The organism is Pseudomonas sp. QD4, from assembly GCF_049199125.1.
GTDB lineage: Bacteria > Pseudomonadota > Gammaproteobacteria > Pseudomonadales > Pseudomonadaceae > Aquipseudomonas.
On the sequence record NZ_JBLZOM010000001.1, the window covers coordinates 20,556 to 39,956 of the forward strand.

The 19,401-nt window shown below is 63.7% G+C and carries 15 protein-coding genes and 1 pseudogene; 3 read left to right on the forward strand and 13 right to left on the reverse strand.

Annotated features, from left to right (window positions below):
• Window positions 1-64: 64 nt before the first annotated feature.
• A complete protein-coding gene (locus ACOZJV_RS00130; protein WP_421546431.1) occupies window positions 65-973 on the forward strand; it encodes a sugar kinase in 909 nt (302 codons plus the stop codon).
• A gap of 53 nt (window positions 974-1,026) precedes the next feature.
• Here ACOZJV_RS00130 and ACOZJV_RS00135 read toward each other — a convergent pair whose 3' ends face one another.
• The 12 genes from ACOZJV_RS00135 to ACOZJV_RS00190 all read right to left on the reverse strand — a co-directional run bounded on the left by ACOZJV_RS00135 (window position 1,027) and on the right by ACOZJV_RS00190 (window position 17,733).
• Complete coding sequence (locus ACOZJV_RS00135) at window positions 1,027-1,302, reverse strand: peptidylprolyl isomerase (RefSeq protein WP_008369722.1); 276 nt, start codon at window positions 1,300-1,302, stop codon at window positions 1,027-1,029.
• Window positions 1,303-1,354: 52 nt separating this feature from the next.
• Entirely contained in the window at window positions 1,355-3,892 is a 2,538-nt protein-coding gene (locus ACOZJV_RS00140; RefSeq protein ID WP_201131450.1) for a PAS domain-containing hybrid sensor histidine kinase/response regulator, read from the reverse strand.
• Window positions 3,893-4,182: 290 nt separating this feature from the next.
• Complete coding sequence (locus ACOZJV_RS00145; RefSeq protein ID WP_421546432.1) at window positions 4,183-6,138, reverse strand: acetoacetate--CoA ligase; 1,956 nt, start codon at window positions 6,136-6,138, stop codon at window positions 4,183-4,185.
• Between the two features lie 201 nt (window positions 6,139-6,339).
• Window positions 6,340-7,113 carry a 3-hydroxybutyrate dehydrogenase gene (gene hbdH, locus ACOZJV_RS00150; protein WP_078468817.1) on the reverse strand — a complete coding sequence of 258 codons (774 nt, stop codon included), beginning with the start codon at window positions 7,111-7,113 and terminating at the stop codon, window positions 6,340-6,342.
• Window positions 7,114-7,120: 7 nt separating this feature from the next.
• On the reverse strand, window positions 7,121-8,512 hold the full coding sequence (locus ACOZJV_RS00155) for a GntP family permease (protein WP_020295169.1): 1,392 nt from the start codon (window positions 8,510-8,512) through the stop codon (window positions 7,121-7,123).
• Between the two features lie 330 nt (window positions 8,513-8,842).
• A complete protein-coding gene (locus tag ACOZJV_RS00160; RefSeq protein ID WP_421546433.1) occupies window positions 8,843-10,261 on the reverse strand; it encodes a sigma-54 interaction domain-containing protein in 1,419 nt (472 codons plus the stop codon).
• A 112-nt stretch (window positions 10,262-10,373) separates the two neighbouring features.
• Window positions 10,374-11,948 carry an ABC transporter ATP-binding protein gene (locus ACOZJV_RS00165; protein ID WP_421546434.1) on the reverse strand — a complete coding sequence of 525 codons (1,575 nt, stop codon included), beginning with the start codon at window positions 11,946-11,948 and terminating at the stop codon, window positions 10,374-10,376.
• Between the two features lie 53 nt (window positions 11,949-12,001).
• On the reverse strand, window positions 12,002-13,024 hold the full coding sequence (locus ACOZJV_RS00170; RefSeq protein WP_078468821.1) for an ABC transporter permease: 1,023 nt from the start codon (window positions 13,022-13,024) through the stop codon (window positions 12,002-12,004).
• Window positions 13,024-14,085 carry a microcin C ABC transporter permease YejB gene (locus tag ACOZJV_RS00175; protein WP_421546435.1) on the reverse strand — a complete coding sequence of 354 codons (1,062 nt, stop codon included), beginning with the start codon at window positions 14,083-14,085 and terminating at the stop codon, window positions 13,024-13,026. Before ACOZJV_RS00175 ends, ACOZJV_RS00170 begins: the two co-directional genes overlap by 1 nt.
• Entirely contained in the window at window positions 14,085-15,953 is a 1,869-nt protein-coding gene (locus ACOZJV_RS00180; RefSeq protein ID WP_421546436.1) for an extracellular solute-binding protein, read from the reverse strand. Before ACOZJV_RS00180 ends, ACOZJV_RS00175 begins: the two co-directional genes overlap by 1 nt.
• A 136-nt stretch (window positions 15,954-16,089) precedes the next feature.
• Window positions 16,090-16,371, reverse strand: a complete 282-nt coding sequence (locus ACOZJV_RS00185; RefSeq protein ID WP_020295163.1) for a peptidylprolyl isomerase — start codon at window positions 16,369-16,371, stop codon at window positions 16,090-16,092.
• Between the two features lie 282 nt (window positions 16,372-16,653).
• On the reverse strand, window positions 16,654-17,733 hold the full coding sequence (locus ACOZJV_RS00190) for a 3-deoxy-7-phosphoheptulonate synthase (RefSeq protein ID WP_421546437.1): 1,080 nt from the start codon (window positions 17,731-17,733) through the stop codon (window positions 16,654-16,656).
• A 625-nt stretch (window positions 17,734-18,358) separates the two neighbouring features.
• Here ACOZJV_RS00190 and ACOZJV_RS00195 point away from each other — a divergent pair.
• Both ACOZJV_RS00195 and ACOZJV_RS00200 read left to right on the forward strand, forming a co-directional pair.
• A pseudogene (locus tag ACOZJV_RS00195) lies at window positions 18,359-18,541 on the forward strand (nitrilase-related carbon-nitrogen hydrolase); the annotation flags it as partial.
• An 80-nt stretch (window positions 18,542-18,621) separates the two neighbouring features.
• Complete coding sequence (locus ACOZJV_RS00200; protein WP_421546438.1) at window positions 18,622-19,065, forward strand: GNAT family N-acetyltransferase; 444 nt, start codon at window positions 18,622-18,624, stop codon at window positions 19,063-19,065.
• A 23-nt stretch (window positions 19,066-19,088) separates the two neighbouring features.
• Here ACOZJV_RS00200 and ACOZJV_RS00205 read toward each other — a convergent pair whose 3' ends face one another.
• The gene (locus ACOZJV_RS00205) at window positions 19,089-19,325 is read right to left on the reverse strand and encodes a DNA-binding protein (protein WP_078468827.1); all 237 of its coding nucleotides are present in this window, start codon (window positions 19,323-19,325) and stop codon (window positions 19,089-19,091) included.
• Window positions 19,326-19,401 lie beyond the last annotated feature (76 nt).

Consider the following 19,401-nt stretch of genomic DNA (forward strand, 5'->3'; position numbering starts at 1 on the left):
CGGACGGCAACGGTGCACTCCCTCGGGGCGCACCCTTATCACTTCGGGCGCAGAGGTCCCAAGCATGAACCCAACCCCCCGCATCGCCTGCATCGGCGAATGCATGATCGAGTTGCAACAACGCCACGACGGCAGCCTGCAACAGAGCTTTGGCGGCGATACCTTGAACAGCGCGGTGTACCTGTCCCGGGAGTTGTACGGCCAGGGGCGGGTGGATTACGTCACCGCCCTGGGCGATGACAGTTTCAGTGAGGCCATGTGCCGCAGTTGGGCTGCCGAGGGTATCGGCCTGGAGCGGGTGCAGCGCCTGCCTGGGCGCTTGCCCGGCCTGTACTGCATCCAGACCGACGCCCAGGGCGAGCGACGCTTTTTGTATTGGCGCAATGAGGCGGCGGTACGCGATTGCTTCACCACCCCGGCGGCGGCGCCGATTCTTGCGGCGTTGCCGGGCTATGACGTGCTGTATTTCAGTGGCATCACCCTGGCGGTGCTGGGGCCGGTGGGGCGCGAGAAATTGCTGGAGGTATTGGTCGAGGCGCGTCAGCGGGGGGCGCAGATTGTCTTCGACAACAACTACCGGCCGCGGTTATGGACGTCGGTCGAGCAGGCCCAGGCGGCGTACCGTGGGGTGTTGCAGCACGTGGACCTGGCGCTGTTGACCCTGGATGACGAGCAGGCGTTGTTTGGGTTTGCCGACAGTGCGGAGGTGTTTGCGGCGTACGCCGATTGTGCGGAAGTGGTGCTCAAGCGCGGCGCCGAACCTTGCCTGATTCGCTGCGCCGGGGAATCTTTCGAGGTGCCAGGGCAGCGGGTGGAAAAGGTTGTGGACACCACGGCAGCAGGGGATTCGTTTAGCGCCGCGTACATGGCCAGGCGCCTCTTAGGCGGCAGCCCGGTCGACGCCGCAGAGGCCGGACACCGCCTGGCCAGCCAGGTCATCCAGTTCCCCGGCGCCCTGATCCCGCGAAATTAACCTTGTAGCCGCAGCCTTCGGCAGCGGCTACAGGTTTGCAGGGGCTACAGGGGTCAGTCGCGGTAGAAGACTTGCACCAGGTGGTAGCCGAATTTGCTTTTGATGGGGCCGTGCACGGTGCGCAGGGGCTTTTTGAAGATGACCTGGTCGATGGCACCGACCATCTGCCCAGGCCGTACTTCGCCCAGGTCGCCGCCGCGTTTGCCGGAGGGGCAGGTGGAGAACTTCTTGGCCAGCACATCGAAGGCTTCGCCCTTGGCGATGCGTTGCTTGAGTTGCTCGGCCTCTTCGGCAGTTTTCACCAGGATATGGCGGGCTTGGGCTTTCATCGGGCAGTTACCTTGGAACGGTGCGGACGGCGGCCGCGGATTATGCCTGAAATCAACCGGGCTGACTGATCATCTGGCGAATCTTCTGGGCCAGGTCGTCGATGGAAAACGGCTTGGCCATCAGGTCCATGCCGGCTTCGAGAAAGCCCTGGCGCTCGGCGGCCTTTTCCGCGTAACCGGTCATAAACAGCACCTTGAGCTGCGGCCGCTGTTGCCGCGCGATCTCCGCCAACTGGCGGCCATTCATCCCCGGCAGGCCGACGTCGGTCACCAGCAGGTCAACGCGGATCGGCGACTCCAGCAGCGGCAGCGCGCTCTTGGCGTCTTCGGCCTCGAACGCGGTGTAGCCCAGTTCCCCGAGCACATTGAGTACCAGCATGCGCACTGCCGGGTCGTCCTCGACCACCACCACGGTTTCGCCGGCCATGGCGCAGGGGGCCTCGCCGTTGCCGTCGGTTACCGGTTTTTCCTCGGGGGCGGCATACAGCCGGGGCAGGTACAGGCGCACGCTGGTGCCCTGGTTGGGTTCGCTGGTGATGGTCACGTGGCCGCCCGACTGCTGGGCAAAGCCATAGATCATCGACAGCCCCAGGCCCGTGCCCTGACCAATGGGTTTGGTGGTGAAAAACGGATCGAAAGCCTTGGCCAGCACGCGTGGGCTCATGCCGGCCCCGTTGTCGCTGACGCCGAGCATCACGTAGTCGCCGGCCTTGACCGGCTCCAGGGTGCGGATGTCGCTGCCGTCGAGGTAGCTGTTGGCGGTTTCGATCAGCAGCTCGCCGCCGTGGGGCATGGCGTCGCGGGCGTTGATCACCAGGTTCAGCAGGGCGTTTTCCAGCTGGCTGGCATCGGTGTTGACCGGCCACACACCCTCGCCCAGCGCCAGCTTGAGCTCGATGTGCTCGCCCTTGGTGTGGTTGAACAGCTCTTGCAGTGACTGCACCAGCTGGTTCGGGTCCAGGGGCTGGCGGTCCAGGGACTGGCGCCGGGAGAACGCCAGCAAGCGATGGGTGAGGGCGGCGGCGCGCTTGGCCGAGGACACCGCGGCCTCGGTAAAACGGCCGATCTCGGCGCTGCGGCCGTTGTCGATATAGCGCTGCATCAGGTCGAGGCTGCCGATGATGCCGGTCAGCATATTGTTGAAGTCATGGGCGATGCCGCCGGTGAGCTGACCCACGGCTTCCATCTTCTGCGCGTGGCGCAACGCTTCTTCGGCGCGCTCGCGTTCGAACATCTCGCTCTGCAAGCGCTGGTTGGCGGTGGCCAGGGCCTGGGTGCGTTCGTTGACCCGCTCTTCAAGGGTCTCGTTGAGGTTGCGCAGGGCCTCTTCGGTTTGCCGACGCTCGGTCTCGTCGATCACGAAAATATAAAACCCGTTGATTGCCCCATCGGCGCTGTAGCGCGGCAGGTATTTCATCAGTGCATGCCGTGGGCGGCCGTCGCGATGAGGCGAGTCGGCCTCGAAGCTGCACGGGGTGCCCGTGAGCGCGGCGCTGATCTGCTCGACGCGGGTGGCGTAGATCTCGTCGCCGATCACCTCGCGGATGCTCTTGCCGTACAGCTCTTGCGGGGTCAGGCCGTACCAGTCGAGGTAGGCGCTGTTGTTCAGGCGAAAGCGTTCGTCGCGGTCGACGTAGCCGATCAGCACCGGCATGGCGTTGATGATCAGCTGCAGCTCGGTCTGGCTCTGGCGCAGCGCCTGTTCCATCTGCTTGCGTTCGGTAAGGTCCAGGGCGGCACCGAGAAAACGCGTCGGCCGACCGTGGTGGTCCTTGTAGCAACGGCCCCGGGCAAACACCCAGCGCACCTGACCGTCGGCCAGTTGCAGGCGGTATTCCTCGGCGTATTCGGTGCCGTGGGTAATGCAGTGCTTGATGCTGCGCGCCACCATGCCGCGGTCTTCGGGGTGCACGCCGTTGAGGTAGTCGCTGATGGGCAATTGCCCGGCCTGCAACGGATCGATGCTGTGCAACTGGGCGAAGTGCGCATCGGCGATAAAGCGGTCGTCGCCGATGTTCCAGTCCCAGGTGCCCACCGCGTCGGTGGCGGCCAGGGCCAGTTGCAGGCGCTCTTCGGTTTCGTGCTGGGCCTTGAGGCTGGCCTCGGAGCGCTGCTTGAGTTCGAGGGCGATGCGCCGGCGTTCGCTGGTTTCGATGGCGGTGATCAGCACCCCGGCCACTTCGCCGCGCTCGTCGCGGATCGGGCTGTAGGTCAGGTCGAGCCACAGGTCGGACTCGCGACCGCCGTTTTGCAGGGTAAAGCGTTGTTCATTGAAGCTGCGCACCTGGCCCTTGAGTACGGCGCTGTAGATGGGCGCGGTGAACTCCTTGAGCTCCGGCCAGGCCAGGTCCACCGGTTTGCCGAAGGCCTGGGGGTGCTTGTTGCCCGCCAGCAGGGCAAAGCCGTCGTTGTAGATTTGCGTCAGTTGTTCGCCCCACAGCAGCATCATCGGCATCGGCGAGTGGATCACGATGTCCACTGCGGTGCGCAGGCTTTGCGGCCATTGGCCGGCTGCCCCCAGGGGGGTGGTGGTCCAGTCCAGCCGAGCAATCAGGGTTTCGGCTTCGCGGGCATTGGGGGAGACGTTCATGTCAGGGATCCTGGGGTGAAGCTTGATTCTAGAGCCGTGTCAGCAGAGGCATGCAAGCAGTAGACGGCTGGCACTTCAAAAAGTCCCATGCTTGGGGATTTCTATTCAAACGAAGGGGCTCGGTGCCGGTGAGAGGCGTATTTCACTCGTTTTTGCCTCGGATGACCAGTCTAGACAGGTTGCGCGGGATGACGACACCGGCAGAAAGCGTTTTTTGTGCGGGTTCAGGCGGCTCGGGCCAGGAGGTGATACACCTCTCTGGCCCGGCGGTTATCGATGGGCGCCAGGGGTCAGGTGGCCAGTTCCGCGCGGTCGCGAAACTGCTCCAGGGCCTCGGGGTTGGCCAGGGCATCGGTGTTTTTCACCGGCATGCCGTGCACCACGTTGCGCACGGCCAACTCGACGATCTTGCCGCTGATGGTGCGCGGGATGTCGCTGACCTGGAGGATCTTCGCCGGTACATGGCGCGGGGTGGTGTTGGCGCGGATCACCTGGCGGATCTGCTCTTGCAGCGCTGCATCGAGCTGCGCGCCGTCTTGCAGACGCACAAACAGCACCACGCGCACGTCGCCGTCCCACTGTTGGCCGATGGCCAGGCTTTCGCTGACCTGCTGCACTTTTTCCACTTGGCGGTAGATCTCCGCCGTGCCGATGCGCACGCCACCGGGGTTGAGCACCGCGTCCGAGCGGCCATGAATCAGCCAGCTGCCGTGGGCCAGTTGCTCAGCGTAGTCGCCCTGGGCCCAGACCCCGGGGAACTGACTGAAATACGAGGCCCGCAGTTTTTCCTGCTGCGGGTCGTTCCACAGGCCGATGGGCATGGCCGGGAAGTGGCGGGTGCAGACCAGCTCGCCCTTTTCGCCGATCACCGGCCGGCCCTGGTCATTCCACACTTCGATGGCCATGCCCAGGCTCTTGCCTTGCATCTCGCCACGGCGCACCGGCTGCAACGGGTTGCCGATGACAAAGCAGGAAACGATATCGGTGCCGCCCGACATCGAGGCCAGGCACAGCTCCTGTTTCAGTTCGCGGTACACGTAGTCGTAGCTTTGCGGCGACAGCGGCGAGCCGGTGCAGAGCAGGGTCTTGAGGCTGCCCAGGTCATGGCTGAGGCGCGGTTGCAGGCCGGCCTTTTCCAGGGCTGCGAGGTATTTGGGGCTGGTACCGAAAACACTGATGGCTTCCTGGTCGACCAGGTCCAGCAGGTGCTCGGGGCCGGGGTGGAACGGCGAGCCGTCATACAGCACCAGGCTTGCGCCCACCGCCAGGGCCGAGACCAGCCAGTTCCACATCATCCAGCCGCAGGTGGTGTAGTAGAACAGCACGTCGCCGGGGCCGAGGTCGGTGTTCAGGCCGTGCTCCTTGGCGTGTTGCAGGAGCACGCCGCCGGTGCTGTGGACGATGCACTTGGGCACGCCGGTGGTGCCGCTGGAATAGAGGATGTACAGCGGGTGGGCGAAAGGCACGGCGACGAATTCAGGCGTGCCGCCGGGGCGGTAGAAGGTGTCCCACAGCGCGACCTTGGCCGGGGTCTGGAAGTCTTCGACCCGGGCTTCGGGGCGCGCGTAGGGCACGATGATCAGCTGTTGCAGGGACGGCAGGCGTTCGAGGATTTCGTTGAGTTTGGCGCTCTGGTCGATGTCCTTGCCGGCGTAGCGGTAACCGGCGCAGGTGATCAGCACCTTGGGTTCGATCTGGCCAAAGCGGTCGATCACCCCCTGGGTGCCGAAGTCCGGCGAAGAGCAGGACCAGATCGCCCCGAGGCTGGTGGTGGCCAGCATGCCGACCAGGGTCTGCCAAGTGTTGGGCATGCACGCCGCCACCCGGTCGCCCACGCCCACGCCGGCCGCGCGCAGGCTCTGTTGCAGGCCGGCGACATGGGCCGCCAGCTCGGCGTAGGTCAGTTGTTCGCGTTGCCCGTTCTCATTGATCGCCACCACGGCGACCCCGTTATCCCGGCGCTTGAGCAGGTGTTCGGCAAAGTTCAGCGTGGCCCCGGGAAACCATTCGGCGCTGGGCATCTGCGGGCCTTCGCGCAGTACGCACTCGGGTGGGTGCTCAAAGCGCACCTCGAAGAAGTCGACAATCGCCTGCCAGAAGTCCTGGCGCTGGTCGATGCTCCACTGGTGCAGGGACGGGTAATCGTCGAGGGCCAGGTCATGGCGTTGATTGATAAAGCGGCGAAAGGCGTCGATGCGCGTCTTGCCGATGCGCTCGGCGCTGGGTTGCCAGAGAATGTCGGACATGCAAGGCCTCTGTTTCTTCTTATAGGGGGTGGTGCCGTATCGCGTTCGTGGCGAGGGAGCTTGCTCCCGCTGGGGCGCGAAGCGGCCCTGAAACCAGGCAACCGAGACGCAACGACAAAACGCGGTCGTCTGGTGTGCGACCGCTGCGCGGCCGAACGGGAGCAAGCTCCCTCGCCACAGAAAGAGGGAGCGCAGGCAGCGTTACTGCGCCAGCCACCCGCCATCGATGTTCCACGCCGCGCCGCGTACCTGGCTGCCGGCTTCGCTGCATAAAAATAGCACCAACTCACCCAGGTGAGCCGGGGTCACGAACTCCAGGGACGGCTGTTTTTCTGCCAGCAGGTCATGCTGCGCCTGTTGCGGATCGACGCCGCTGGCCGCGCGGTCGTCGATCTGTTTTTGCACCAGTGGCGTCAGCACCCAGCCGGGGCAGATGGCGTTGCAGGTGACGTTGCTGGTGGCGGTCTCCAGGCCCACCACCTTGGTCAGGCCGATCACCCCGTGCTTGGCCGCGACATAGGCGGCCTTGCCCACCGAACCCACCTGGCCGTGCACCGAGGCAATGTTAATGATTCGCCCCCAGCCCTTGGCGCGCATCCCCGGCAACCCCAGGCGCGTGCTGTGGAACACCGACGACAGGTTGATGGCGATGATCGAGTCCCAGCGCTCCACCGGGAATTCTTCCACCGCCGCCACGTGCTGGATCCCGGCGTTGTTGACCAGGATGTCGACGCCGCCGAACTCACGCTCGGCGTAGGCGAACATTTCGGCGATCTGCGCCGGGTCGCTGACGTCCGCCGGGTGGTGCCCGACCCGGGTGCCGAACTGCGCCACTTCGGCGATTACCTTCGACGCATCGCCGAAGCCGTTGAGGATTAGGTTGGCCCCGGCCTTGGCCAGGCCCAGGGCAATCCCCAGGCCGATGCCGCTGGTGGAGCCGGTCACAAGGGCGGTCTTGCCGGAAAGAGTGGTCATCAATACCTCACACAATGCCTGTGGCGTAGAAAGTGGCGATCACGACAAACACCGCCAGCGTCTTGATCAGCGTAATGCAGAAAATGTCTTTGTAGGCTTCGCGGTGGGTCAGCCCGGTCACCGCCAGCAGGGTGATCACTGCGCCGTTGTGGGGCAGGGTGTCCATACCGCCGCTGGCCATGGCGGCCACCCGGTGCAGCACTTCCAGCGGGATGTTGGCGGCGTGGGCCGCGCTGATAAAGCTCTCGGACATGGCCGCCAGAGCGATGCTCATGCCACCCGAGGCCGAACCGGTGATGCCGGCCAGCAGGGTCACGGTGATGGCTTCGTTGACCAGGGGGTTGGGGATGCTTTTCAGCCAGTCCGCCAGCACCAGGAAGCCCGGCAGAGAGGCGATCACTGCGCCAAAACCGTATTCCGAAGCGGTGTTCATGGCCGCCAGCAGCGCGCCGCTGACTGCGCTTTTGCTGCCTTCGGCCAGTTTGCTGCGAATCGCCGAAAAACCGAACGCCAGCACCATCAGGATGCCGATCAACAAGGCGGCCTGCACCGCCCAGATTGCCGTGAGTTTGGCGATTTCGGTGGTCACCGGCGCGGTCATGCCCGGCAGCGCCAGGCTGTGGGTCTTGCCGTACCACAGCGGGATCCAGTGGGTGAACAGCAGGTTCATGATGCCCACCATCAACAGCGGCGAGAGGGCGATCCAGGGGTTGGGCAGTTGGATGTCTTCGGCGGTTTCCGGCTCGTTGCGCAGCTCGGTGCCGTAGCCTTCACCGGCTTTCTGCGCCTTGTTGCGCTGGCGCTGGAGGAACAGCATGCCGGCGCAGAACACGAAGATGGTGCCGATCACCCCCAGCCACGGCGCGGCCCAGGCGGTGGTGTTGAAGAAGGTGCTGGGGATGATGTTCTGGATCTGCGGCGTGCCGGGCAGGGCGTCCATGGTGAAGGAAAACGCGCCCAGGGCGATGGTGGCCGGGATCAGGCGCTTGGGGATGTTGCTCTGGCGGAACATCTCGGCGGCGAACGGGTAGACCGCAAACACCACCACAAACAGCGAAACGCCGCCGTAGGTCAGCAGGGCGCACACCAGCACGATCACCAGCATGGCCTGGCGGGTGCCCAGGAGGCGGATGGCGGCGGCGACGATGGAGCGGGAAAAGCCCGACAGCTCGATCAGCTTGCCGAACACCGCGCCCAGCAGAAACACCGGGAAGTAGAGTTTGATAAAGCCGACCATCTTCTCCATGAACACCCCGGTAAAGGCGGGCGCCACGGCGGACGGGTCGGTCAGCAGCACCGCACCGAGGGCGGCAATCGGGGCAAACAGGATGACGCTGTAGCCACGGTAGGCAGCCAGCATCAGCAGCGCCAGGGCTGCCAGGGCAATGATCACACTCATGGTGTGTCTCTCCAGAGTTGTTATTTTTGTGGGGTGTTGCGTGTGGAGAGGCATATAGCGAGAACTGTGCCATTTACATAACATGTTGAAACATAAGGATATTTTTATAATTTTCGGCGATGAAGCCTGAGCTGGTCTCTGGTTAGAGACAGTGTGGCGAGGGAGCTTGCTCCCGCTGGACCGGGCTGGCGCTCCAGTGCGCAGCACTCCCCAGACCAGCGGGGCATCAGAAAGACCGCGATGGCGGGGTTTGGGGCCGCGGAGCGACCCAGCGGGAGCAAGCTCCCTCGCCACAAGGGCGGTTGTCTCTTTATCGGGACTATTGTCTCGTTATTGGGACTCGGCAATTCCCAGCGCTGCCATCTTTTTGTACAAGGTCGAGCGTCCCAACCCCAGGCGCCGGGCCGCTTCATCCACCTTGCCGGCGCATTGCACGAGGGTGCTGCTGATCAGTTGCCGATCAAAGCGTTCCCGGGCGGCGGCAAAGGTTTCCTGGGGTTGCGCCTCGATCATCTGCGGGACGGCATCCCGTGGCAGCGGGCTGAAGTTGCCAATGGCCGCCCGAATATCCCCGGCATTGAGCATCAGTTTGTCGCTCAGCAGCGCCGCCCGTTCCAGCACATTGCGCAACTCGCGAATATTGCCCGGCCAGCCATGCTGACCCAGCAGGGCTAGCGCCTCGCGGTCCAGTTCATGCTGGCTGCGCAGTTCTTCGAGAATGCCTTCGCTCAGGGCCGGCAGATCGTCCAGGCGCTCGCGCAGGGCGGGCACCTGGATCGGCAGCACATTGAGCCGGTAATAGAGGTCGGCGCGAAATTCGCCACGCTTGATGGCGGCCTCGAGGTCGGTGGAGGTGGCGGCGATGATCCGCACATCACTCTGGATCACCTCATTGGAGCCCACCGGTTCGAATTCCTTTTCCTGCAACACCCGCAGCAGCTTGCTTTGCAGGGGCAGGGGCATGTCGCCGATTTCATCGAGGAACAGGGTGCCGCCCTGGGCGATCTGCAATTTGCCGGAGCGGCCCTTGCGGTCGGCGCCGGTGAAGGCCCCGGGGGCGGTGCCGAAGAACTCCGCTTCCAGCAGGGCTTCGGGGATGGCGGCGCTGTTGATGCTGACAAAGGCCTTGTGCGCTCGCGGCGAGGCAGCGTGGATGGCCTGGGCCAGCAGTTCTTTGCCGGTGCCGGTTTCACCCAGCAGCAACACCGGGGAGTCGGCGCTGGCGCTGCGCCGGGCGCGGCGCTTGACCTCAAGGCTGGCGGCGCTGGTGCCGATGAAGTGGGCGAAGTTGTACTTGGTCTGCCGCGAGCGCAGCAGGGAGCGGGTCGAGGCCAGCTCTTCCTGCATGCTCAGGTAGCGCTTGAGCATGGGCGACAGGCTGCGTAGCTCATCGAACAGGGCAAAGCCGATGGCGCCGATCACGCTGCCGGCGGCGTCGTGGATCGGCAGGCGCATCACCACCAGCGGCTCCTTGGGGGTGTCTTGCATGTCCAGCAGGATCGGGCGCCCGGTGCGCACCACCTCCCGCAACAGGCTGCCGGGGATCACGCTTTCGCAGGCCTTGCCGATGGCGAAGGCGGCTGATTCCAGGCCAAAACGCCGGGCATAACGCTCGTTCATCCACACGATATTGGCGTCGCGGTCGACAATCACCGTGCCCTCGCTGGACTGCTCGATGATCTCGAACAGCGAACGGATCGCCAATTGGCGCACCCGCTGGTAATCCTTGAGGTTTTCGCTGTCGTTCATGCTGGCATCCAGAAAATGTGCGCCCGGGATTATGCCCGATGATTCAAACCCTGTAGTCGCTGCCTCGTGCCTCGGTAGCGGCTGCAGCAACCCTCTTGTAGTTGTGGGGCAATTATCCGGGCTGCGCAGCAGCCAGCAGTTCCTGGGTGTACGGGTGCTGGGGAGCTTCGAACACCTCGTGGCTGGGGCCTTGTTCGACGACTCTGCCGTCCTTGATCACGATCATGTCGTGGGCCAGGGCGCGGACCACGGCCAGGTCGTGGCTGATAAAGAGGTAGGTCAGGCCGTGTTTTTCCTGCAAGTGGCGCAGCAGCGCCACCACTTGCTTTTGCACCGTGCGGTCCAGGGCCGAGGTCGGTTCGTCGAGCAGGATCAGCGCCGGTTTCAATACCAGGGCGCGGGCGATGGCAATGCGCTGGCGCTGGCCGCCGGAAAACTCGTGGGGGTAGCGATGGCGGCTGGCGGGGTCCAGGCCGACCTCCTGCAGCACCTGGATCACCTGCGCTTCGCATTGCCTGGCGGTCGACTGGCTGTGCACCTCCAGCCCTTCGCTGATGATCTGCGCCACCGACATCCGTGGGCTCAGGCTGCCGAAGGGGTCCTGGAACACCACCTGCATCTGCTTGCGCCACGGCCGCAGTTGTTTCTGGGTCAGGCCATCCAGCCCCTGGCCCTGGAAGCGAATGCCACCCTGGGAGTCCAGCAGCCGCAAAATCGCCTGGCCCAGGGTCGATTTGCCCGAGCCCGACTCGCCGACAATCCCCAGGGTCTTGCCTTGCTGCACGCTAAGGCTGATGCCATCCACTGCCCGCAGGTAGTGCTTGCGGCGCAGCAGGCCGCCACCGATCTGGAAGTCGACCCTCAGGTTGTCCACCTCCAGCACCGTTTCCCGAGCATCGAGGCACAGCGCTTCGCCCTCAGGTTCGGCGTTGAGCAACTCGCAGCTGTAAGGATGAGTCGGCGTGCTGAACAGGGTTTCGCAGTCGGCCTGTTCGACGATTTCCCCGGCCTTCATCACGCACACCCGCTGGGCGATGCGTCGCACCAGGTTGAGGTCGTGGCTGATCAGCAGCAGGGACATGCCCAGGCGCTGTTGCAGGGATTTGAGCAGCAGCAGGATCTTGCGCTGCACCGTCACATCGAGGGCGGTGGTGGGTTCGTCGGCGATCAACAGTTCCGGCTCGCAGGCCAGGGCCATGGCGATCATCACCCGCTGGCGCTGGCCGCCGGAAAGCTGGTGCGGGTAGGCCTTGAGCCGTTCCTGGGGTTTTTGAATGCCCACCAGCTCCAGCAGTTCGAGGATTCGCGCCTGGGCCTGTTTGCCTCCCAGGCCCTTGTGCAGCAGCAGGGTTTCGCCGATCTGTTTCTCGATGCTGTGCAGCGGGTTGAGGGAGGTCATGGGCTCCTGGAAGATCATCGCAATGCGATTGCCTCGCAGCTTTTGCAGGGTGGCGGGCTCGGCGCCCAGCAGCTCCTGGCCCCGATAACGCACGCTGCCGGAGCTGCTGCAACCAGTCTGTGGCAGCAGTTGCAGGATCGAGTGTGCGGTCACCGACTTGCCCGAGCCGGACTCGCCCACCAGGGCCAGGCACTCACCGGGGCGGATGTCCAGGCTCAGGTCGCGGACCACCGTCTGCTCGCCGAAGGCGACATTCAGGTGGCGGATTTCGATCAGGTTGTCAGTCATTGCTACAGTCCGCTTCATAAACGTGGATCACGATCGTGGATCAAGATCGGGGATCAAGATCGTGGATCAAAGGCATCGCGCAACGCCTCGCCGATAAACACCAGCAGCGACAGAATCAGCGCCAGGGTGAAAAACGCCGTCAGCCCCAGCCATGGCGCTTGCAGGTTCTGCTTGCCCTGGCCGATCAGCTCGCCCAGGGACGCGCTGCCGGCGGGCATGCCGAAGCCGAGGAAGTCCAGGGCGGTGAGAGTGGAAATGGCGCCGGTCAGAATAAAGGGCAGGTAGCTCAAGGTGGCGTTCATGGCGTTGGGCAGGATGTGCCGCACGATCACCTTGCGATCGGTCAGGCCCAGGGCCCGCGCGGCCTTGACGTACTCCAGGTTGCGCCCGCGCAGGAACTCGGCGCGCACCACGTCGACCAGGGCCAGCCAGGAGAACAGCGCCATGATCCCCAGCAGCCACCAGAAATTGGGCTCGACGAACCCCGAGAGGATGATCAGCAGGTACAGCACCGGCAGCCCCGACCAGACCTCCAGCAAACGCTGGCCCAAGAGGTCGACCCAGCCGCCGTAATAGCCTTGCAGGGCGCCGGCGGCGATACCGATCAGGGCGCTGATGGCGGTCAGGGCCAGGGCGAACAGGATCGACACCCGCGCGCCATAAATCACCCGCGCCAGCACATCGCGAGACTGGTCGTCGGTGCCCAGCCAGTTGACCTTGCTTGGCGGGCTCGGGGCCGGCTGGGTCAGGTCGTAGTTGGGCGTGTCTTCACTGAACGGGATCGGCGGGAACAGCATCCAGCCGCCATCCTTGCGGATCAGTTGCTGCACGTAGTCACTGCGGTAGTCGGCCTGGAACGGCAACTGGCCGCCGAATTCCTGCTCGGTGTAGCGCTTGAACGCGGGGAAGTACAACGAGCCCTGGTAGCTGACCACCAGCGGCTTGTCATTGGCGATCAGCTCGCCGCCCAGGGTCAGGATAAACAGGCCGATAAACAGCCACAGCGACCACCAGCCACGGCGGTTTTTCTTGAAACGGTCGAAGCGCCGGCGCGCCAAAGGAGAAAGCGTGAGCATCAGGCGTTCCTCGCGGCGAAGTCGATACGCGGGTCGACCAGGGTGTAGCACAGGTCGCCGATGAGTTTTATCAGCAGGCCGAAGAGGGTGAAGATAAACAGCGAGCCGAACACCACCGGGTAATCACGGGACACCGCCGCCTCGTAGCTCATGCGTCCCAGGCCATCGAGGGAGAAGATCACCTCGATCAGCAACGAGCCGGCGAAGAACACGCTGATAAAGGCCTGGGGAATGCCCGAGACCACCAGCAGCATGGCGTTGCGGAACACATGACCGTACAGCACCCGGCGTTCGCTCAGGCCCTTGGCCCGGGCGGTGACCACGTACTGGCGGGTGATTTCGTTGAGGAATGAGTTCTTGGTGAGGATGGTCAGGGTGGCGAAACCGCCGATCACCAGGGACGTCACCGGCAGCACCAGGTGCCAGAAGTAGTCGGCGACCTTGCCCAGGGTGCTCAGCTGTTCGAAGTTGTCCGAGACCAGGCCACGCACCGGGAACCAGTTCAGCGAGGTGCCGCCGGCGAACAGCACGATCAGGAACATGGCGAACAGGAACGCCGGCATCGCATAGCCGATGATGATCGCGGTGCTGCTCCAGATGTCGAAATGGCTGCCGTGGTGCACCGCCTTGCGAATCCCCAGGGGGATCGACACCAGGTAGGTGATCAGGGTCGCCCAGAGGCCGAGGGAGATGGTCACCGGCATTTTTTCCAGGATCAGGTCAGTGACCGTGGCGCCACGGAAGAAGCTCTTGCCGAAATCCAGGTGCGCGTAGTTCTTGAGCATCAGCCACAGGCGTTCGTGGGCCGGTTTGTCGAAGCCGTATTGCTTCTCGATGTCCTGGATCAGTTTCGGGTCGAGGCCGCGGCTGGCCCGGGAGCTGCCGCTGCTCATCTCGCCGGAACCGCCGACGCTGCCACCGCCGCCAATCCCCTGCATGCGCGCAATGGCCTGTTCCACCGGGCCGCCCGGCGCGGCCTGGATGATGACGAAATTCACCAGGAGGATGATCAGCAGGGTCGGAATGATCAGCAGCAGGCGCCGCAGAATGTAGCCCAGCATCAGTGTCGCCCTCCGGATTTGCCACGGCGGATCAGCTCGGCGGCCATCTGTTCATTGGTCAGTGCGGTGCTGCTGACTTCCCACCAGCTTTCGATGGCTTCGTCATTGCTGGCGGGCACTGCCGGGATGCCGAAGCGGTTCCACCACACGGTGGAGGTTCCTGGCGGGTAGTAGTTGGGGATCCAGTAGTAGTTCCACTGCAGCACCCGGTCCAGGGCATGGGCGTAGCGCAGCATCTCCGGCTGGCTGGTGGCTTTCACCAGGCCATTGACCAGAGTGTCGACGGCCGGATTCTTGAGCACCATGTAGTTGTTGGAGCCGGCGTCCTTGGCCGCTGCGGAGCCGAAATAGTTGAACAGCTCCATGCCCGGCGACGTGGTCACTGGGTAGCCGGTGACGATCATGTCGTAGTCGCGGGCCATCAGGCGGTTGACGTATTGCGAAGGGTCGATGCGGCGGATGTTCAAGGTAATGCCGATCTGCGCCAGGTTGCGTTTGTAGGGCAGCAGCAGGCGTTCGATGGAGTTCTGGGTGATGAGGAAAGTGAAGCTCAGGGGCTCGCCGTCGGCGTTGACCAGGGTGTCGCCTTCGGCCTTCCACCCCGCCTGTTCGAGCAGGGCCAGGGCTTGCAGCTGCTTGTCGCGGATCACTCCGCTGCCATCGGTCCTGGGCGCCTCGAAGACCTGGGTAAAGACTTCATCGGGGATCTGACCGCGCAGTGGCTCGAGGATTTTCAGTTCTTCGGCGTCCGGCAGGCTGCGGGCAGCGAGCGCGGTGTTGGAGAAGAAACTCTGCTGGCGGATGTACATGTTGCGCATCATCTGCCGGTTGCTCCATTCGTAGTCCCAGAGCATGGCCAGGGCCTGGCGTACGCGGCGGTCCTGGAACATCGGTTTATCCAGGTTGAACACATAGCCCTGGGCTATTTGTGGCGCCGATTTTGCGAGGTGGGCCTTTTGCAGGCGGCCGTCGCTCAGGGGCGGGCTTTCGTAGCCGACGGAATAGCCGGTGGCAGAGAATTCGCGGTTGTAGTCGTAGGCGCCGCCGCGCAGGACCTGGCGCGCGACGTCGATGTCGCCGAAGTATTCGACGCTGAAGCGGTCGAAATTGTACAGGCCGCGGCTCACCGGCAGGTCCTTGCCCCACCAGGCAGGGTTGCGGACGAAGGTGATGCTGCGCCCGGAGTCGACCTTGTCGACCCGATACGGACCGCTGCCCAGGGGCGCGTCATAGCCACCGCCGTTGGCGAAGTCGCGACTCTTCCACCAGTGTTCGGGGAACACCGGCAGGGTCGCGATATCCAGGGGCAGGGTGCGGTTTTCATTGCTCTTGAAGTCGAAACGGATCACTCGCGGCGATTCCACTTCGACGTTTTTGACATCCTCGAACTGGGTGCGATAGCGCAGGCTGCCCTGGGTCATCAGCAGGTCGTAGCTGTAGCGCACGTCTTCGGCGGTGATCGGCGTGTTGTCGGCGAAGCGCGCCTTGGGGTTGAGGTAGAAACGCAGCCACAAGCCATCTTCGGCGCGCTCCATCTTCTCGGCCACCAGGCCATATACGGTGTAGGGCTCATCCAGCGAGCGCTGGGCCAAGGGCGAATAGACCATCCCGTCGAGCTGGGACACGCCAATGCCTTTGTCTATATAAGGCAGGACATGGTCGAAACGGCCGATTTCCAGCGCCGAGCGGCGCATGCTGCCACCCTTGGGGGCTTGCGGATTGGCGTAGGCGAAGTGGCTGAAGCCTTCGGGGTACTTGGCCGGTTCGCCGTAGACGGTCAGGGCGTGTTGCGGTGCGGCACTGGCACCTGCGGCGCCCAGCATCAGCGTCAGGGCGGTGAACATCACGGTGGGGAAAAACAGTCGCATTGTCAGCCTTACGAGCCGGGTGATCGAAGAGCATGATTTGTACGCTAGCGGCGCCTCGCTTGCCAGCCGCAAGCCATCTCCCAAACACAACGGCCCACCAAAAGGCGGGCCGTCATGGACACAAATCGCGACAGGATCAGTCCTGGCGGCTGGTCACTTCCAGCAGGTGGTAACCGAACTGGGTTTTCACCGGGCCTTGCACGACATTGATCGGGGCGCTGAACACCACGGTGTCGAATTCCTTGACCATCTGGCCAGGGCCGAACGAGCCCAGGTTGCCGCCATCACGGCTGGATGGGCAGGTGGAGTTCTTTTTCGCGACTTCGGCGAAGTCTGCGCCGGCTTCGATTTCGGATTTCAGTGCGTTGCACTTGGCTTCGTCGGCAACGAGGATGTGACGGGCAGTGGCTTTGGCCATGGGGAGTTGCTCCTTTCAAGAAAGTGGAGAGCCTACCGGATTCAGGTGGCTATTTCTCGTCAAAGTTCCTTCAACTCGTTACCGTCGCGACCGCTGGCCAACCCTTGTAGCCAATCGTTCCGGCAACGAAGACGCGACCTGTAGCCACTGCCGATAGGCTCGGGCCGCGTTCGGACGCTGTCCGGGACAGGCGCCGCGTTAACCCGAGAGTATTGGGTTGTCTGTAAGGGCCAGCGCAGCCTGGCGGCAGCAGCTACGGTGCTGTCGCCGCCGCGCGGGCTGTCAGGCGGACGCCGGCAACGCCCGCAATTGTTGCGCGGCGTTGCGCAGCAAGTCTTCGGTGGCGTCCCAGCCCAGGCAGCCGTCGGTCACCGATACGCCGTAGCGCATCGAGGGGCTCAGGGGCTGGCAGCCTTCGAACAGGTGGCTCTCCAGCATCACCCCGACCAGCGAGCGGTCGCCGTGCAGGCGCTGTTGCAGCACATCGTTGAACACCGCCGGTTGGCGCAGCGGGTCTTTACCGCTATTGGCGTGGCTGCAATCGACCATGATCCGCGCCGGGATCTTCAACTTCTGCAGCTCGTGCTGCACCTGGGCCACATGCGCACGGTCGTAGTTCGGCCCGCGGTGGCCGCCGCGCAGCACCAGGTGGGTGTCCGGGTTGCCTGGGGTCTGGATGATGGCCGGGTGGCCCTGGCTGTCGACACCGAAATGGCGATGGGGGTGCGCCGCTGAACGCATGGCGTCGCAGGCGATGCCGACCCCGCCGTCGGTGCCATTCTTGAAGCCCACCGGCATTGCCAGGCCGCTGGCCATCTCGCGGTGGATCTGGGATTCGGTGGTGCGTGCGCCAATCGCCACCCAGCTCAGCAGATCATCGAAGTAGCCGGCAGCCATCGGTTGCAACAGTTCGGTGGCAATCGGCAGGCCCAGCTCGAGCATCTGCTGCATCAGCTCGCGGGACAGGGTCAGGCCGCCGGCCATGTCGTCGCTGCCGTCCAGGTGCGGGTCGTAGGCCAGGCCTTTCCAGCCGACCGTGGTTCGGGGTTTTTCGACGTAGGCACGCATCACCAGCAGCAGGTCGTCGCTGACTTCGGCCGCCAGACGGGCCAGATGGGTGGCGTATTCAATAGCGGACTGTGGGTCATGGATCGAGCAGGGCCCGACGACTACCAGCAAACGGGAGTCTTCACCGTTGAGAATGTTGCGCACCGCTTGGCGATGGGTGGCGACTTGCTGTTGCAAGGCAGCGCTGAGGGGCAGTTGCTGCTTGAGGGCAAGCGAGCTGGGCAGGCGCTGGGTCAGGGCTTCGTTGGCAGAAGACAGGGTGGACAGCGGCAGGGCAGAGACGGACGAGTTCATGTTCAAGGCTTCCTGGGCAGGCGGCGGGACGGTTCCCGCGCGCGGCCCTACTGGGGTGTTCGACAATTGGCCGGATTGGCGATTGATGTTGGGTTGCCACCAGTCGGTGACCGATCGGAGGCGGCAGGCTGTCCCGAACGGAGGTTGCTAAATCGCCAGGCGAAGGATGGGTAACGGTAATAAGTGGCGTAGTTCATGGGTCAATCCTCAGTAAGTTCGGTGTGTTGCTAAAAATGTGCAGCCCTAAAAAAACAAAACCCCCGGTCGGGAAGCCGACCGGGGGTGAGAAGTTCTCTGGTGGGCGACCCGTGAAGTGGGCGCCGTTTGGGTATCAGGCGCGCCAGTGGCTAAACCAATACCCAAAATAAAAGCTTGCCGGAGCACAGACGTTGTTCACCCGAGCAGCCGCCACCGAGCGCGAGGCGCTGGCAGTGTGACGATGCGTGGACGGGGTGAGGGGCAACATGCTGTTTCTCCGTGAAGTGGGGCGAGCTTACTTGAGGCGGGGGTTGCGATTCAATCACTAATTTCTATGGCGATTGAGGCCGGGATCTATGGATTAAGCCACCGGAAGTTTTATGACACACTCGCCGCTCGCGAGCGTTGCCGCCCTTCAGGATCATTCATGCCGACACTGACCATTGCTGCTGCCCAATCGATTTCCGTGGCAGGCGACCTGCCTGGCAATATCGCCCGGCACCTCGACTTTATGGCCGCGGCCGCCGAGCAGGGCGTGCAATTGCTGGTGTTCCCCGAGTTGTCATTGACGGGTTATGAGCCTGAGCGGGCGGCCGATCTTGCCGCAGCACGCGGTGTCGGCGAACAGTTGGTGATCGCCCGGCGCACGGACCAGGTCTGGAGCGGGCGGGTCGTGGGCGTCGTGTGCTCTTGAGCGAATTCGAACTGCGCCCGGCCAGCGCGGCGGACCTGGCGTTCGCCCGCGACCTCACCCGCGAAACAATGCTTGGCTATCACATTCGCCACGACCTGCTGTGGTTGGATCAGGCGTTCGACGTCGCCTGGGCCGGACGGGAGAACTGGCTGATCTGCCGTGGTGCCGAGCGCTTGGGTTTTGTCAGCCTGAGCCGTGATCTCAAGGCGCTCTATATTCGCGAACTGCACGTGCAGGCCAGTCGCCGAGGGCAGGGCGCCGGCGCCTGGACAGTCGAACAGATGCTGGCGAAGGCACGCCATGAACGGCGCGGCCTGTTGCGCTTGACCGTGTTCAAGGACAACCCGGCCCAGGGGCTCTATCGGCGGATGGGGCTTGAGGTGGTGGGCGAAGACGAGTGTTTTCTACGGATGGAGCGGCACTGTGTCGCACCTGGGTAGGCGGGGCTGCTTCCGATTGGCTGTCACGGTTCGACGGTGGGGAGTTGAGCGGGTATTTCGTCCGCCAGAATGATTCCGTCCTTCATGCCCAGCAGCACCGCGACTTTATGCGCTTCTCCGCGCCGACCTTTCTTGCGTCCGGCCAGCACCTGATAGGTGGTCGCTGGATCGACACCGTGTTCACGTGCGAACTGTTGTACGGATTTACCTTGGTGTTCTAGCCAGGCCTTGGCTTGTGCGGCAGTGCGGATACCGGGCATAGTTCAAAACCGTTCAAATTTGTTCAATGCGTGAAGAGTGTAACACCCCTAGGGGTGTATAAAATGGGATCATACA